General features: G+C 59.5%; 16 protein-coding genes and 1 pseudogene. 5 read left to right on the top strand and 12 right to left on the bottom strand.

Features of this window, described 5'->3' with window-relative positions; all coding sequences use genetic code 11:
- The first annotated feature begins 20 nt into the window (after window positions 1-20).
- The 3 genes from AB9L16_RS13200 to AB9L16_RS13190 all read left to right on the top strand — a co-directional run bounded on the left by AB9L16_RS13200 (window position 21) and on the right by AB9L16_RS13190 (window position 3721).
- Window positions 21-599 carry a nuclear transport factor 2 family protein gene (locus AB9L16_RS13200; protein ID WP_256809818.1) on the top strand — a complete coding sequence of 193 codons (579 nt, stop codon included), beginning with the start codon at window positions 21-23 and terminating at the stop codon, window positions 597-599.
- 233 nt (window positions 600-832) lie between these two features.
- Window positions 833-1525: a hydrolase gene (locus AB9L16_RS13195; protein ID WP_071172469.1), complete on the top strand. Its 693-nt coding sequence runs from the start codon at window positions 833-835 to the stop codon at window positions 1523-1525.
- Between the two features lie 195 nt (window positions 1526-1720).
- A complete protein-coding gene (locus AB9L16_RS13190) occupies window positions 1721-3721 on the top strand; it encodes an amidohydrolase (protein WP_375123728.1) in 2001 nt (666 codons plus the stop codon).
- 46 nt (window positions 3722-3767) lie between these two features.
- On the opposite strand, the pseudogene AB9L16_RS13185 reads toward AB9L16_RS13190, so the two are convergent.
- A pseudogene (locus AB9L16_RS13185) lies at window positions 3768-3908 on the bottom strand (cysteine hydrolase); the annotation flags it as partial.
- Window positions 3909-3953: 45 nt separating this feature from the next.
- Entirely contained in the window at window positions 3954-4955 is a 1002-nt protein-coding gene (locus tag AB9L16_RS13180) for a zinc-dependent alcohol dehydrogenase family protein (protein WP_375123727.1), read from the bottom strand.
- Between the two features lie 108 nt (window positions 4956-5063).
- Here AB9L16_RS13180 and AB9L16_RS13175 point away from each other — a divergent pair, with 108 nt between their 5' ends.
- Window positions 5064-5945: a LysR family transcriptional regulator gene (locus AB9L16_RS13175; protein WP_252867624.1), complete on the top strand. Its 882-nt coding sequence runs from the start codon at window positions 5064-5066 to the stop codon at window positions 5943-5945.
- A gap of 154 nt (window positions 5946-6099) precedes the next feature.
- Here the strand turns inward: AB9L16_RS13175 and AB9L16_RS13170 are convergent, their stop codons facing one another.
- From AB9L16_RS13170 to AB9L16_RS13150, 5 genes are all read right to left on the bottom strand, one after another.
- Window positions 6100-7530, bottom strand: a complete 1431-nt coding sequence (locus AB9L16_RS13170; RefSeq protein ID WP_375123726.1) for an amidohydrolase family protein — start codon at window positions 7528-7530, stop codon at window positions 6100-6102.
- 40 nt (window positions 7531-7570) lie between these two features.
- Entirely contained in the window at window positions 7571-8374 is an 804-nt protein-coding gene (locus AB9L16_RS13165; protein ID WP_122610653.1) for an ABC transporter permease, read from the bottom strand.
- Between the two features lie 22 nt (window positions 8375-8396).
- Window positions 8397-9239: an ABC transporter ATP-binding protein gene (locus AB9L16_RS13160; protein WP_375123725.1), complete on the bottom strand. Its 843-nt coding sequence runs from the start codon at window positions 9237-9239 to the stop codon at window positions 8397-8399.
- Window positions 9240-9299: 60 nt separating this feature from the next.
- Window positions 9300-10325: an aromatic ring-hydroxylating dioxygenase subunit alpha gene (locus AB9L16_RS13155; RefSeq protein ID WP_041480351.1), complete on the bottom strand. Its 1026-nt coding sequence runs from the start codon at window positions 10323-10325 to the stop codon at window positions 9300-9302.
- A 75-nt stretch (window positions 10326-10400) separates the two neighbouring features.
- Window positions 10401-11423 carry an ABC transporter substrate-binding protein gene (locus AB9L16_RS13150; RefSeq protein WP_375123724.1) on the bottom strand — a complete coding sequence of 341 codons (1023 nt, stop codon included), beginning with the start codon at window positions 11421-11423 and terminating at the stop codon, window positions 10401-10403.
- Window positions 11424-12128: 705 nt separating this feature from the next.
- Here AB9L16_RS13150 and AB9L16_RS13145 point away from each other — a divergent pair.
- Window positions 12129-12911, top strand: coding sequence for an outer membrane protein OmpK (locus tag AB9L16_RS13145; protein ID WP_375123769.1), 783 nt, complete (start codon window positions 12129-12131; stop codon window positions 12909-12911).
- Window positions 12912-12989: 78 nt separating this feature from the next.
- On the opposite strand, the gene AB9L16_RS13140 is transcribed toward AB9L16_RS13145, so the two are convergent.
- The 5 genes from AB9L16_RS13140 to AB9L16_RS13120 all read right to left on the bottom strand — a co-directional run bounded on the left by AB9L16_RS13140 (window position 12990) and on the right by AB9L16_RS13120 (window position 16376).
- The gene (locus AB9L16_RS13140; RefSeq protein ID WP_375123723.1) at window positions 12990-13619 is read right to left on the bottom strand and encodes an isochorismatase family cysteine hydrolase; all 630 of its coding nucleotides are present in this window, start codon (window positions 13617-13619) and stop codon (window positions 12990-12992) included.
- 84 nt (window positions 13620-13703) lie between these two features.
- Entirely contained in the window at window positions 13704-14732 is a 1029-nt protein-coding gene (locus AB9L16_RS13135; protein ID WP_375123722.1) for a D-cysteine desulfhydrase family protein, read from the bottom strand.
- Between the two features lie 97 nt (window positions 14733-14829).
- Window positions 14830-15486 (bottom strand): DsbA family oxidoreductase, encoded by a 657-nt coding sequence (locus AB9L16_RS13130; protein WP_375123721.1) that lies wholly within the window; start codon window positions 15484-15486, stop codon window positions 14830-14832.
- Entirely contained in the window at window positions 15483-15698 is a 216-nt protein-coding gene (locus AB9L16_RS13125; RefSeq protein ID WP_024012974.1) for a 4-oxalocrotonate tautomerase family protein, read from the bottom strand. Before AB9L16_RS13125 ends, AB9L16_RS13130 begins: the two co-directional genes overlap by 4 nt.
- 210 nt (window positions 15699-15908) lie before the next feature.
- Window positions 15909-16376: a hypothetical protein gene (locus AB9L16_RS13120; RefSeq protein ID WP_123442474.1), complete on the bottom strand. Its 468-nt coding sequence runs from the start codon at window positions 16374-16376 to the stop codon at window positions 15909-15911.
- Between the last annotated feature and the right edge of the window lie 49 nt (window positions 16377-16425).

Genomic DNA, 16425 nt, shown 5'->3' with positions numbered 1-16425 from the left:
TACTCATAAATGGAGAGTTCATGAATACTCGAAGCATCAAATTGATCACTGCAGCAATGGCGCTCGCCTCATGGTTAGTAACAATCACTCCAGCGTCGGCGCAGTCAGCTACTGAAGCGCAATCTGCTGCTTCACTAGCGGTTGTCGTGGAATTCCTGGCCAATACCGCACCCGATAAAGTCGAAGCCGCGGCAATGAGGTTGGCAGCTCCAGACGCCACCTATGTTTCTCTAAACTTTGAGAATCCAGAACTCAGAAAAATCATGCCGTGGACCGGCACAAACAAAGGTCCCAAAGCCTTTAGCTCTTTGTTTTTGCAGGTCTCAAACTACTGGAAAATCGAAGACTTTACGATTACTACCAAAATCGCTTCCGGCGAAGATGTCGCGATTTTCGGTAAGTTCACCTACCGCTCCGTGGCGGTCGGACATCTGTTCACATCACCGTTTTCCATCCATGCGAAAGTTCAGGATGGAAAGATGACCTATTTCCAGTTCATGGAAGATACCTACGCGTCTGCCAGTTCGTTCCGGCAGTCCGGTTCATGGACCGTGAAGACATCCAAAGATGCACTTCCCTTCAAGGTGGGAGCGAATTAGCCGCAGATGATGTGCACTTGCAAAAGCAGCTTGCCAAGCGTTTTTCGGGCATTTAACTGAACCCCGCGAACGCAGCTGAACAATGCTGCATTCGTAAATTCAAGGGGCTTTTCGGCACCCCTGAACTCGTCCGGAAAGTGGCTTTTAGCCCTACCAGGACGGGTAGCGTTCTGCTTGCGCAGCCACGCATAACGCCGCTTTCGTATTGCTCTACTTACCAAAGGAAATCCGCCATGTCCAACAAGTACTTAGAAATACTGACCCCGCAAAACAGCCAAGTGATTTTCATCGACCACCAGCCCCAAATGGCCTTTGGTGTGCAGTCGATAGATCGGCAGGTGCTGAAAAATAATGTCGTGGGGTTGGCCAAGGCTGCCAAAGCGTTCGGCATACCTACCACCATCACGACTGTGGAAACCGAGGGTTTCTCTGGTAATACATACCCCGAGTTGCTAGCGGTATATCCGCAGAACAAAATCCTCGAACGTACTTCAATGAACTCCTGGGATGACCAAAACGTTCGTGATGCCCTGGCAGAGTCCGCCATTGCCGGCCGTAAGAAGATCGTCGTATCCGGCCTGTGGACCGAGGTCTGCAACACGACCTTCGCACTGTCCTGCCTGCGCGATACAGACTATGAAATCTATATGGTTGCCGACGCCTCGGGTGGCACCTCGATCGACGCGCACAACTACGCCATGGACCGCATGATTCAGGCCGGTATCGTACCGGTTACCTGGCAACAGGTGCTGCTCGAATGGCAGCGGGATTGGGCGCGCAAGGAGACCTATGAAGCCGTGATGGGGATCGTGCAGGAACATTCCGGCGCCTACGGGATGGGTGTGGATTATGCCTACACCATGGTGCATAAGGCGCCTGAGCGGGTGCAACACGGCGAGCACATCGGTCCAAACCCTGCTAAATAAATCCGTTATGCAAGAGCTGTCGCGCAGCGCTGACGCGATAGCTCCACCCATCGGCGTTATTGTCCAAAACACGAGGTGGAGCATGAGGATGTATGCAGTTTAAAAAGTCCAGTCAGACGTGAGTAACCGGTTCTCAAGGTTCGCTATTCCCTGAAGGCCCTGGAAACGGGCTTTATATCTGTGAGGCCTCTACCTATGACATCGCGCCGAAAACTTCTCCAGGCCGCCTCCACCTTAGCGTTAGGGGGTGTCTTTGGACGCAGCGCTTTTTCCGAAACTCTAAGTAGGGAAGGGCCGAATATGACCGATTCCATTCCGGACATCATTTTCCACAATGGCGAGATCACTACACTGGATCGCGCCAACCCAGTCGCCCACGCCGTTGCAATCAAAGACGGCAAGTTTCTGGCTGTAGGGTCAGACCAGGAAGTCATGGCGCTGGCTGGCTCAGCCACAAAAGTTGTCGATCTCAAGCGCCGTTGTGTGCTCCCTGGCTTAGTCGATAACCATACCCACATGGTCCGCGGCGGCCTTAACTACAATCTGGAATTGCGCTGGGACGGTGTGCGTTCACTGGCTGACGCCATGGACATGCTCAAGCGCCAAGTGGCTAACACACCAGCACCGCAGTGGGTTCGCGTGGTAGGTGGCTTCACTGAACACCAGTTCGTTGAAAAGCGCTTGCCAACCATAGCCGAGATCAATGCGATCGCGCCCGATACACCTGTATTTCTTCTGCATCTCTATGACCGGGCCTTGCTCAATGGTGCGGCCTTGCGCGCGGTCGGCTACACCCGAGATACCCCCGAGCCACCAGGCGGGAAAATTTACCGCGATGCCAATGGTGCGCCTACGGGCCTGCTGTTGGCCACGCCCAACGCGACGATCCTTTACGCCACGTTGGCCAAGGGACCGAAGTTGCCCTTCGACTATCAGGTCAACTCCACTCGCCATTTCATGCGCGAGCTCAATCGCTTGGGTGTGACAGGGGTTATTGATGCGGGCGGCGGTTTCCAAAACTATCCCGACGATTACGCAGTGATCCAGAAGTTGGACAACGATGGGCAAATGACGGTCAGGTTGGCTTACAACCTGTTCACTCAGAAACCCAAGGAAGAGAAGGAGGATTTCCTCAAGTGGACCTCCAGCGTTAAGTACAAGCAAGGAAACGACTACTTCCGTCACAACGGCGCGGGCGAAATGTTGGTGTTTTCCGCTGCCGACTTCGAAGATTTTCGCCAGCCGCGACCGGACCTGCAGCCCGAGATGGAGGGAGAACTGGAGGAAGTTGTGCGCATCCTCGCAGAGAACCGATGGCCGTGGCGGTTGCATGCCACCTACGACGAAACCATTACCCGAGCGCTGGATGTATTTGAGAAGGTCAACGAGGACATCCCCCTCGCTGGCATCAATTGGTTCTTTGATCATGCCGAAACCATCTCGGACAAATCGATCGACCGTATCGCCGCGCTCGGCGGTGGCATCGCTGTACAACATCGTATGGCTTATCAGGGGGAGTACTTCGTCGAGCGCTACGGCGCCCGTGCGGCGCAAGCGACCCCGCCCGTAGCGCGCATACTGGAAAAAGGGGTGAAAGTGTCTGCAGGCACCGATGCCACCCGGGTTGCCTCCTACAACCCCTGGGTTTCGCTATCCTGGATGGTAACCGGTAAAACGGTGGGCGGTCTGAATCTGTACCCTCAACGAAACCTGCTTGATCGCGAAGCGGCGTTGCGGATGTGGACAGAGAATGTCGCCTGGTTTTCTAACGAAGAGGGCAAACGTGGTCGCATCCAGACCGGTCACTTTGCTGACCTGATTGTGCCAAGTAAGGACTACTTCTCTGTGCCTGAAGAGGAGATTTCATTTCTTACCGCCGATATGACCGTGGTTGGCGGGCGCGTGGTTTACGGGGCCGGCCAATTCGCCAGGTTTGACGACAACCCGCTACCGCCCGCCATGCCTGACTGGTCGCCGACGCGTACCTTTAAAGGTTATGGCGCCTGGGGAGACCCAGACGGAGCAGGCAGAAACTCGCTGGCTCCGCTGCGCGCCCAAGTCGCGGCCTCGTGCGGCTGCGCAAGCTTTTGCGGCCTGCACGGTCACGATCATGCCGGTGCATGGGGATCCAATGCTCCAGTATCGGACCCCCGAAGTTTTTTTGGTGCCTTGGGCTGCTCCTGTTGGGCCGTGTAGAAATGGGCCGGTGATCGATCAGCTATCCTATGAGGGTCATCGGCCATTACTCCTGCACTGCCAGCGCGTCAATCAATTCTTGGGTGGTCACGATTGAATGAGCGAAGGTCGGCCCGTTCAACTCGTGGGGTGCTACGTGTTTGACGCTTTTGGCTGGGAGAATGGCGGCGAGGACGTTGCGGACCATTGCGCACGCGTTTGGCCGAGTGCGCTCTAAAGAGATTACAAGGAACTAGGCAGCCACAAACTCGATCGCCGTCTTGCCCTTGCCGCGGCCTTCGGCGACTTGGCGAAATGCCTCGTTGACGTCCTGCGGCGCAAAGTGCTGTTGATCCACGCGGATCGTCAGTTGACTCGCATTGGCCAGCGCAGCAGCCTCGCGCAGGATAGCGCCGTGGTGTTCGCGTCCTTTGCCGGTGAGCAGTGGTGCCAGGGTGAAGACGCCCGAGTAGGAGGCACTTTTGAACGATAACGGTGCCAGGCTGTGCTGGCCCCAACCCAGGCAGCTCAGCACGTGCCCGGTATAGGCTTTCACGGCTTTGAATGATGCATCCAGCGTGCTGCCGCCGACGGTGTCGTAGACAATGTCGAACCCTTCGCCGGCGGTGTAGTGCTCGACATAATCCTCAACGCTCTGAGCCTGATAGTCGATCGCCGTGGCCCCCAGCGAGCGTATGAAGTCGAGACTGCCCGCCGAGCCGGTGGCGTAGACATCGGCACCGCGTGCCTTGGCCAGTTGCACAGCCACTTGGCCGACCCCACCCGCGCCCCCATGAATCAGGACACGCTGACCAGAGCGGACATTGGCGTGATCGACCAGACCTTCCCACGCGGTGATGAATACCAAAGGCAATGCAGCCGCCTCACGCATGCTGAGGGTGTGTGGCTTGACCGCGATCAGGCGGGCATCCACGGCAATATACTCGGCCATGGTGCCTTGGGCACCGCCGATCCCGCCGGGCATGCCGAAGACTTCCTGGCCCGGGGTGAACCCCTCGACCGCTTCGCCCACTTCGACCACCGTACCGGCAAGATCAAGGCCGAGCACCGCCGGCAGCGTTTGGCGGGCGTGGGCCCCTGCGCCGGCGGCAATTTTGGTATCGAGCGGATTGACCCCTGCGGCGTGAACCTTGACCAGTACTTGCCCCTTACCGGGAACAGGGCGGTCGATGTGACGGATGGCCAGAGGGGATTGAGCGGACTCGGCGATGGCGGCAAGCATGGAATGTTTCATGACGGGAACCTGTGTTGGGATGGACGCTTACAGATTGCCGCGCTTTAATCATTCCGATAAGAAACCCAATTTGCATATGACTTATTCCCCAAAGAGAACCAATCGTCGATGGATCTGTTCGACAGCATGCATGTCTTTGTTCGCGTCGTGGAGCGCGGGTCTTTCTCGGCGGTCGCCCGTGAACTGAATATGGGGCAGCCAGCAGTGAGTAAGCAAGTGCGCGCGCTGGAGCAGTACCTGGGTGGGCCATTGTTCGCACGCAGCACTCGGCACCTGGCCCTGACCGACCAAGGTCAACGCTTCTACGACCACTGCCAGGAAATTCTCGGCCACGTCGAAACTGCCACGCGAAGCTTCACCAGTGGCCAGGAGCAGATCGCCGGCCCTTTACGAGTCGCCGCCCCGGTCAGTTATGGAAGGTTATGCATCGCACCGCTCATAGGGATTTTCCTGCAACGCCATCCAGGTGTGCGGATTGACCTGCGGCTGAGTGACCATAATGAAGACCTGCTCAAGGAAAACATCGATCTGGCTATCCGCATTGGCGCGGTGAAGAGCGAGGGATTGGTGGCACTGCCACTGGGCGATAGCCCACGGCGTGTCTATGCCGCGCCCGGTTACCTGGCTCTGCACGGCGTGCCACGTGAGCCCAGCGAACTGTCAGGTCACAACTGCATCGCCTTCACGTTGCTGGAGCATTACGACCGTTGGACCTTTACGCACCTCGGCCAAGCGTTCGATGTAGGTATCCAGGGCAACGTCACCAGCAACAGCAGCGAGGCCATCCGCGAAATGGTGCTCTCCGGCCTGGGCATTTCCCTCTCACCGCAATGGCTGTTCACAGCTGACGTTGAGCAGGGCAGGGTGAGTACCGTACTCGACAACTATCAGACCAGCGCGCTGCCGGTCAGCGCCGTACTCAGCCGCGAGCGACGACGTTCAGCGCGGACAATGGCGTTCATCGATTTTCTACGCGAGCAATTGTTGTAGCAGCGCCTTGTGATACGCCGTCCGCTGCTTTCTTCTCCGGGACCCTGAAACTGTCTGATGACAGTCCCAAGTCGATTACTGGCGTATTTTTCCATCTACCAGACATTTGATGCGGCCGAGTATTGGCACGGCAGCACGTGCCGGGGAGATCAGCTCATGAGCGTACGCCTGCGGCCTGCTGCAACCGCCGCACCGCGTCCCGGGCCTGGGCGCCGAGTTCGGCCAGGTCGAAGTCAGGCAACTGGTCGTCGTGTACGGTCAACCGGCCACCGACCAGCAAGGCGCGCAACGTCGGGCGTCCTCCGCCCACCACCGGCCCGATCGCCGGGTCATGCAGGCCGAAGTATCGCGGCTGGTCCAGGCGGTAGATCGCCAGGTCGGCCGCCATGCCCACTTGCACGCTGCCCACGGCGTCCAGCCCCAGCACCCGAGCCCCGCCAGACGTACCCCAGCGCACCACGTCTTCCACCGTGGCCGCGCTGGCACCGCCTTCCTCGTCACCGCCGGCATAACGCGGGCGGGCCCGTTCGCCAAGTCTGGCCCGTTGCATCAGCCAGGCGGCGTGGGTTTCGCTGATCATGTCGCAGGCCTCGTTGGAGGCGGCGCCATCCACGCCAATCGACACCGGCATTCCCGCAGCCTCCATGGCCACCACATTGGCAATGCCACTGCCCAGGCGGCCATTGCTTTGCGGGCAATGCGCAATGCCCGTACCGCTGGCCCCGAGCATGCGGATTTCCTCGGCGTCGAGTTTCACCAAATGCGCGAACCACACGTCCGGCCCAAGCCACTCGTGCTCGGCACAGAACGCCACTGGCGACATGCCGTGGCGTTGCTGCACCTCATTTTGATATTCGACGGTTTCGCTCAGATGGCTGTGCAGGCGAATGCCCAGTCGCCGTGCGACCCGGGCGGTTTCGCGCAGGTGTTCGGCAGGCATGGAGTAGGGCGGGCTGGTGGGCGCCATCACCACCCGCCGCCAGGCATCGGCGGCCGGGTCGTGGTAGCGCCGCACCAGACGCTCGACGTCGTCCAGGTATTGCTCCAGGGTCTCTGGCCCAGCCACTGACTTGCCTTCGGCTTGTCGTGCTTGCGTGGCTCCGCCACGGCAGAGAACAAACCGCAGCCCCAGCCGTTCGGCTTCCTCGAACAGCACCTCGGCACTGTCAAAGTCCATGCCCGGCAAGTACAGGTAATGATGGTCTGCGACGGTGGCGCAGCCGGATCGTGCCAATTCGACCAGGCCAATGCGCGCGGCGAGGCGAAAGCTTTGCTCGTCAAACGCGCCGCGATAGCGATAGGGCACGGCACCCAGCCAGGCTCCCAGACTCTGGTCGATACCTGCGGGAATGCCTTTGAGCAGCGATTGAAACAGGTGATGGTGGGTATTGACCCACGCCGGGTAGACCACGCAATCGGTGGCATCCAGCACTCGCTCGCCGGGCTGGGGTTGCAGGGCGCCGATGGCGCTGATGCGGCCGTCGACGATACGGATATCAGGCCCGGCATGGCGCGCCGCCGCACCGGACAAACCGGTGAGGATGGCGCTGGCGTTACGTACCAGCCAGCTATTTTCAAGCTTCATGTGAGGCTCCATGCGCCGCGCCTGCGGCGGATTAAAAGGTTCAGCCGAGTTCGCTTTCGTGCCAGTTGCGCAGGCTCAACCGGGCCAGCACGGCCATCAGGCTGAATAACGCGACACCGGTCAAGGCGATCAGCAGCAGGGCAGCGAACAGCCTTGGAATATTCAGTTGAAAGCCGGCCTGGAGGATCTGATACGCCAGCCCTGCACCGGTGCCCCCGGTGCCGGCGACGAACTCCGCCACCACCGCGCCGATCAACGCCAGCCCGCTGGCAATGCGCAGCCCGGCAAAAAAACACGGCAGGGCGCTGGGAATGCGCAGGCGCAACAGCACCTGCCAGCGGCTGGCGCGGTTCAGGCGGAACAGATTGAGCAGGCCGGGGTTGACGCTGCGCAAGCCGAGTACGGTGTTGGCGATGATCGGGAAAATCGCCACCAGGGTCGCGCAAATAATCAACGCCAGCGTGGTGTTGCTGCACCAGATGATGATCAGCGGTGCCACGGCCACCACCGGCGTCACCTGCAACAGGATGGCGTAGGGAAACAGGCTGGCTTCCAGCACGCGGCTCTGCACAAACACAAACGCCGCCAGGGTGCCGATAAGCACCGCCAGGGCAAACGAGAAAAAAGTGATCTTCAAGGTCATCCACAACGCACCGAACAGCATCGGGCCATCGCTGATCAGCGTACGGCCGATATCGACCGGGGAGGGCACCAAATACACCGGCACCTTCCAGGCCACACACGCCAATTGCCACAGACCCAGCAATACCGCGCCGAGCAGCAGCGGCGAGACGATGCGCAACACCGTGGGGTGACGTAACCAGGGAGTAAAGGACGAGTTCATGATGATCGGGCTCTCAGTGAAGTCAGCAAGAATCGCCATTGGCCTCGGCCAGCAGCCGGGACAGGCGTGCGCAGTGCGCGATAAAGGCCGGGGAGGTGCGGTAGGCCTCGTCTCGTTCCAACGGGCCGTCGATTTCGATGTCGGCGATTACTCGGCCCGGGCGCGCACCCATCACCACCACCCGCGATGACAGGTAGACGGCCTCGAAAATGCTGTGGGTGACGAACACCACGGTCAGGTCGCGGCTAGCCCACAGCTGACGCAGGTCGCTGTCGAGCTTGTTGCGGGTGAACTCATCCAGGGCGCCGAAGGGCTCGTCCATCAGCAGCAGATTGGGCTCGGTGGCCAAGGCCCGGGCGATGGACGCGCGCATTTGCATGCCGCCGGACAGTTCCCGCGGGTACACCTGGCTGAAGCGGTCCAAGCCGACAAGGGCAAGGGCGGCGTCGACCTTTGGTTGGCTCTGGGCTTTCGGCACACTGGCCAGATCCAGCGGCAGGCGCACGTTGTCGCTGACCTTGGCCCAAGGCATCAGGGTCGCCTCCTGGAACACCATCGCCAGGCTTTGCCCTTGGGTCGGGCTGGCCGGGCTGTCCTTGCCCCACCAGCGCACGTGGCCGGCGGAGGGCTTTTCGAGGCCGGCGAACATTTTCAGCAGGGTACTCTTGCCGCAGCCCGAAGGGCCGAGCAATGAAACGAACTCGCCGCGCTGAATGGCCAGCTTCACCCGGCTCAAGGCCTGGGTGCCGTTGCTGTAGGTTTTTTCCACCTGATTGGCGAACAGCGGTGTTTGCACGCCGACGCTGTCGCCCCGTGGCAACGCCTGTGGCAGGGCGTTGGCCCCAGTTATGGTTTGCATCAACATAGCGCTCTCCCCTTGGGTCATGAGCGTCCGGTAAAGCCCCGGCACACCGGGGCGCTGACTTCAATGGCTGAGGAACACTTCACTTTCACCGTGGGCTTCGAGCAGGCCCAGCAGTTGCCGGCGAATCACCAGGCCAGGCTTGTCCGACGGCATGTGCAGTTCCACTCGCCGGCGAGTATCGACACAGGCGTCGTAATCGGTGGCTTCGAGGATGTCGCGGTCTTCGGCGGTGATCGCTGCGTCCCAGTCGATCAGTTCCTGGGTCGAGCATTGCTCTTCGCTGTCATTGCGATACAACCACTGCACCAGCATCAGGCGCCCGTCTTCCATGGGCGTCGCGCAGTTGTAGATGATGTGGTGGATGCCGCTGTCCGGGTACATGCAGCCAAAGCGCCGGGAGAACGGCAGGTAATAGCGGTTGATCAGGTGGCGCTGGGTGATCGGCTCGCGGGTGCCGGTGATGCGATAGCTTTCCTCAGGATTGCGGATCGGCACCCGAGTCTCCGCCTCGAAGCCGTAGTCGGTTTCGCGAAACTCGTAGCCGGCCGGCGCGGGCTGGTCGAAAAGGCCGAAGTTGGCTTTGTGGACGAAGGAAAAATGCGAGTTGTCAAAGGAGTTTTCCATGACCCGCAGCGGGCTGGTTTTCCACTCTTCATAAAACTGGAAGATGCGCCGGTAGCCCGGGGCGCCATCCTCGGGAAACTCAGGGATTGGTTGCAGAGGATCGTCGAGGGCAACCCAGGCGTAGCCGTATTTTTCCTGGCAGTGAAAGGCCTGGACCGAGGCGCCCGGCGGAATCATGCCAGCGGGGTTTTGCGGGATCTTCACGCAGGTGCCGGTGCAGTCGTATTCCCAGCCGTGATAGCCGCAGGCGATGTTGCCGTCCTCGCTGACAAAACCTTTCGAGAGCTTGGCGGTGCGGTGGCAGCAACGGTCGCGCATGGCCACCGGGGTGCCGTCGGGGCGCTTCCACAGCACCAGCGCCTCGCCGAGTAAAGTGAAAGGCTGCGGACCGGCATCCAGCGAGGTCATGGGCAGCAGGGCATACCAGAAACGGCGCAATACAGGTTGTTTGGTGACCAACATAACAAGTGTCCTCACGGTAATCGTTCAGCCGGCTCTTGGGCTCGGGCTCTGGGTTCAGCAGTCTTGCAATCAGACTCAGCGGCTGGCGGACTGTTCGGCGCCAGGCAGTACCTTCAAGTCCTCGACGAACCGCGTGGTGTAGGCCTTCTGCCAAGGCGCATCGGCACCGAGCAGGCCGGCGTCGACCATGAAATTGCGCGTGGCCTGCCAGCGCGCATCGCTCATCACGCCGATGCCTTGGGTGGCGGCATCACCGCCGGTGACCAGGCGGTATTGCTTGAGCGTCGACAAGCCCCAGGCGAGCAATTCATCGCTCATGTTCGGGTTGTCAGCCTTGATCAGGTGGTTGGCGCTCGGGTTGTCGAGGTAGCGCTTCCAGCCCTCCATCAAGGCGCGAACAAAGCGCTGGACTCGCTCAGGATGCTGATCGATCACGTCCTGGCGAGTCGCCAGGGTCGAGCCGTAGGGCGGGTAACCGGCGTCGGCAAACAGGAAGAAGTTGGCTTTCTCCCCGGCCTTCAACGCCTGGAACAACTCGGAGCTGGCATAGGCCTGCTGCGTGGTGTTGGCGTCCGCGAGGAAGGGTTGCAGGTTGAAGGTGTAGGGGCGGGCCTGGCTGTCCTTGAGCTGATATTTTTCCTTGAGCCACGGCCACCACGTTTGCTGGCCCGAGGTGGACACCAGCACCTGTTTGTTCTGCAACGCATCCAGGCCGCTCACATCGGCATGGGTCAGCAGACCCTGAGGATCACCTTGAAAGGGTGCGGCCACGGCCACCACCGGCAGGCCTTGCTCCACACTTTTGAGAATCTGCAAGTCGTAGTTGACGATGAAATCGGCCTGCTTGTTGAGCAGCAGCTGCATGCCATTGACCTGCGGCCCACCCATGCGGATGGTCACGTCCAGGCCTTCTTTTTCATACAGTCCATCCGCCAGGGCCTGGTAGAAACCGCCCTGTTCGGCTTGGGCATACCAGGAAGTAAGCAGCACCACCTTGTCATTGGCCAAAGCCAGTGGAGACGCGATCAAGGCGGCGGGCACAAGCGCCATGGCCAGTAGCGAGCGAAGCGGTTGACCCAAGGCAAAGCGAATTTTCATGATGTGTTCTCCACAACGATTCGAAAACCGCCGCGCGCCAATCGGCACGCCAGCGAGGGACCGATTGGAGAGAACAAGGGGAGGAGAGAGGGCGTATATGCGTAGTTACACGGCTGACACTTCTCTCTTGCCCGGGGCGCTGGCGCCGCGTTCAAGCATCCAATCGGACGTACGCCCACATGGGAGGGCGCAAGAGCAATGCCCGGTGCCATTGCTGGCACTGACCGCTTCTACTCGAAGGTAGTAATAGCCAAAAGTGTGCCAAGCCGTCGCAGGCCCGCCCTCACGGGATCCGGCGGGCGAGGCAATCAGCAGGAGGTGGGCAGGCGATTCGCAACGGTGCGAATTCAAGTGGGTGCGCCTCAATCTGGTGCGCAACCGATAGCTGTAAAGTATTCAGTTTTACCCATCGATTGTGCTGGATGAGGGTTGAGGATTGTATTCGCTCAGTTGGCACAACCCCTGCTTAGTCCGGAATCGAGTAGAAGCGGTCAGCACAGAGGGCTCTCAACAGGACCCGAGGTGCAGGGCATTGCTCTGGCGGCATTACGCCGCGCACCCGGCAAGGGTCGCCCCTCGTTAATTTGAGGGCCAGAGCAGTTGTCTGATCGCAGCTCGGGGATGCCTTGCCGGTGATATCCGCTAATCACCTGACAAGGGCAGCCCATGAAAGCATCGCGTATTCCATTACTTGCACCTTCACAGCTGCGTCGCAGCCTGGCGCCGCTGTTAGCTCTGGCCAGCGCCGGCGCCGAAGCTGGCCCTCTGTTGTGGAACGACAACAGCTTGAGCTACCTCTACGGCCAGCATTTCAAAGTCGACGGCACTGGCGACGATACTCAGCAAACGCTGAGCTTCGAGCACGCCAGCGGCTGGACGTGGGGCGATATCTTCATGTTCGTCGACAACAAATGGTCCAGCGGACTCTCGGGTGCCGACGGCCATTCCTACTACGGTGAATTCTCCCCACGGCTGTCGCTGGGCAAAATCAGTGACCGCTCCCTGAGCTATGGCATCGTCAAGGACGTCCTCATCGCCGCCACCTACGAGCGCGGTGAAAACCGCAATCGCAAATACCTGCTGGGTCCCGCTGTGGACCTCGTGCTTCCAGGCTTCGATCGCTTTTCCCTGAATACCTACTACCGCAAACCCGACGGCATTACCGGTAAGGCCTCAGGTCAATGGCAGATCAACCCGACCTGGTCCATGACCCTCCCGGTGGGTCGCTCCGACATTCTTTTCGACGGCTATCTGGAGTGGTACGTCAACGACGTCGGCAACAAAGGCACCTCCAACTATGTGGCCAGGAGCTTTCACTTCAACCCACAAGTCAAATACGACGTGGGCAAGGCGCTGGGGCAACAGCAAAAACGTTTTTATGCGGGACTTGAGTGGGATTACTGGTCGAATAAATACGGGATTGAAGACACGAGCGGATTCCCTACCGACCAGAACGCGTTGAGTCTCTTGCTCAAGGTGCATTTTTGACGGGGGCCGATCGCCCATTGCAGAAAGCGGCCTTGACGCACCACCTCGGCAAACTGGCGAAATCGGTGTTCATCGCCGCTACCCCCGCGCTGCCAGCGCCTCAATCAATTGCTGGGTGGTGACGATTGAATGAGCGAAAGTCGGCCCGTTCAACTCATGGGCGGCGTGCATCATTTCCGCACGGAAAGCGGCGGTCGCATCGCGCACCAGCGTGACGTGGTAGCCCAGTTCCGAGGCGTAGCGGGCGGTCGCTTCGATGCAGGTGTTGGCGAGCAGGCCGACGATGATGACGTGGGTGATGCCTTTCTGCTTCAGGCGAAAATCAAGGTCGGTATTGGCAAAGCCGCTGGAGCCCCAATGTTCCTGCACGACAATGTCGCCGTCCTTCGGCGCGAAATCGGGATGCCATTCGCCGCCCCATTCACCGCGTGCGAAGTGGTGCATGTGCATGATTTTGCATTGGGTCGGTGTTGGATGATCCCAGCCGTCGTAGTCGCCATGTTCCCAGCGGTGGTGCGGCACGATGACCACCGGAATGTTCTGCGCCCGTACGGCGCGATCGAGGGCTCGCAGGTTGTCGAGCAGCCCGACCTGCTCGGCAATCGGCTTGATCAAGGGGAAGACCTTGCCGTTTTCCGAGAGAAAATCGTTGTATGGATCGACCAGCAGATAAGCGGTGCGGTTCAGCGGATAAGGGGCGTTCGACATGACGATGTACTCCACGCAAGTTGAGTGACCGATGCCGTGGGCTCGCCCGGGCATCAGTTTTTTATGACGACGAAAAAGCTCAAGTCAGTTGAAGGCGCTGCGGTAGGCAAAGAGGCCAGGCAAGCCGCCGGTCATCACAAACAGTAGATTGCTTCCTGGCGGGTAGTCACCCCGGCGCACGGCAGCGAGCAACCCGGCGAAGGCCTTGCCACCGTAGACCGGATCCGTCAGCAAGCCCTCAACGGAGGCCAGCAGCCGGACCGCTTCGAGCATCGATTCGGTGGGGGCGCCATAGGCGTCGCCACGTTGACTGCCATCCACAGTGATTGCGCTTTCCACAAGGGTTGCGGACGGGTCCAGGAGCTGCAAGGTTTCCCGAGTTTTTTCCAGGGTCGCGGCCGTGGCCTGCTCCTCAGTTGCCAACACCGAGTAGCCGATCACTTCGGTTGATGATCGAGCCAGTGCCAGACCGGCCTGCAGTCCTGAATGGGTCCCTGCGCTGCCGTTGGGGATGATGATCCGCTCGAAGTGAACGCCGAGCGCGTCCGCCTGACGGAGAATCTCTCCCGCACAAGCGGCGTAGCCCAGACTGCCCCTGGGGCTGGAGCCGCCCAATGGTATGAGGACGGGTTTTTTGCCTTGGCTTTTGAGCGCGCTGAGCAGTTCGCCAGCGTAGCTATCGGGCGTCAAACCGCGCGGCAGTCGATGAACCTTTGCGCCAAACAGGCCATCGAGCAATACGTTGCCGTTATGGCAAAAATCATCATCGCTGCGCACCGCCGACGGGGTCAGGATAAGCTCGCAGGCCAAACCTTGGCGGGCCGCGACGGCGGCGGTCAACCGGGCGTGATTGGATTGAAAACCGCCCCAGGTAACCAGTGTGTCCGCGCCTTCGGCCAATGCTTCGCCAAGCAAAAATTCGAGTTTGCGCAGTTTGTTGCCACCGCCGCCGAGGCCCATCAGGTCATCGCGTTTGACGTAGAGATCGCAGCCATGCAGCTCGGCGGCCCGGCTCAGACGGGACAGCTTCTGAATCGGTGTCGGGCCTTCCAGCAGCGCCACTCGGGGGTAAGCAGCCAGCGCAGTTTCCAGTTGATTCAAGTCGTGAGGCATGACGGTTCACTTGACGTTGATGGAAGGAAGTGGGGCGGTCACTTCAACAAGCCCCGGCGAAATGCTTAATAACTGAGATTGCAGTTAAGTCGCTTTGTCAGGCAGTGGCGGACTCTCGTGCGACTTGCCTGAGGATTTGTTCGTATTCCTTGGCGGATAGCGATCCGGACACCAACTGACGACCGTTCACCACCATGGCCGGGACCGAATTAATCCCGCGCTCAAGGTAAAAACCTTCAAGTTCACGGACCTCGAGAGCGAACGCCTCGCTAGTCAAAATCTCGCGGGTGCGGGTGGTTGAAAGTCCCGCTTCACCGGCCAGGCGCACCAGTGTTTCGTGGTCGCTGGGGTTCTCGCCATTGGTGAAATAAGCCTCGATCAGGATTTTCTTCAGCGCGACCTGGCGGCCTTCCTGCACGGCCCAGAGCAGAAGGCGATGGGCATCGAAGGTGTTGTAGAAATGGCTGCGCTTGTCCAGGTCGAACTGAAAACCGATGGCATTGCCACGCGCGACGATCATTTCATTGCGCGAGGCGACTTCTTCGGCGCTGCGCCCGTATTTGCGCATCATGTGCTTGATGGCGTGCTCGCCCTCGGCCGGCATGTCCGGGTTCAGTTCGAACGGCTTGAAGGTCAGTTCTACGGCAACCTCGCCGGCAACGTTCGCGATGGCTTGTTCCAGCGCTGTGGCGCCGAGTGCGCACCAGGGGCACACCACATCCGACACAAAGTCGATACGGACGGGGAAAGTCATTTCTTCGACTCCGCCAGCTGTTGGCGGTACTCGGTGGTGGTAATTCCGGCATAGCCCCAGTTATCGGTGTCGACCTCTTCAATGACGATATGGGTGAGGTGCGGGTCCTTGTTGAGGACGGTTTGCATGGTTTTGGTGATTTCGGCGATGACTTGGGATTTCTGTTCTTTGGTAACGCCGTCGCGAGTGATACGAACGCTGATGAAAGGCATGGGATAAGTCTCCTGTAGGCACCCCATCGATATGAAGGGGAGCAGTGGGATCGACTTTAGAGTGTTGCGTTCAGGGGATAAATCAGGGGCGGAGAACATCACTTATAACGCTGTGTAATCAATCCGCATTTAACATTGAGCGCTTTGCAGAAAGTAGATCGCCCTCCCTGGCTGCAGGCGCGGGGAGGGCGAATGCTACGGCGGGAGGAATCAGTTCTGCGCTTTGCTCATGCGGGTAAATAGCTCGGTTGGGACTTTTTTGCCATTGGAGATGTACTGGTTGGTTCTGAACTTGTAGACCTCACCTTCCGAAAGAAAACCATCGTGGTTGGTGTCCATCGCTTTGAATTCTTCACCGCCCTGAGGTGCTACAGCCAGCAGTTCTTTAAGAGAGACGAGGCCATCATGGTCGGTGTCTGTGCGAGCGAAAGAGTCGTCGCCACATTTGCCTTCACCGCACTTGCCTTCGGCAGTAGCGGACTTGTCGCTGGCTTCGCTGGCCCCGCATTTGCCTTCGCCACACTTGCCTTCGCCGGTTTTATCGGCCGATGCCAGTTGGTAGCCTTGGGGCAATGGCTCAACAGCAAAAGCGGCGGACGATGCTAGGCTCATGCCACCGGCTAAAGCAATTGCGGCCAGGCCAAGACTGGTTTTGTTCGATATTGGTTTACGGTACATAGTGCTTCTCCAGATGCTTTGCGCGGCGAGGCCGCGGTTCATGCCACAG

The organism is Pseudomonas sp. LW8 (assembly GCF_041956865.1).
Lineage (GTDB): Bacteria > Pseudomonadota > Gammaproteobacteria > Pseudomonadales > Pseudomonadaceae > Aquipseudomonas > Aquipseudomonas siliginis.
The sequence above is the reverse complement of the archived record's forward strand: the minus strand, read 5'-3'. Positions and strand labels throughout refer to the sequence as shown.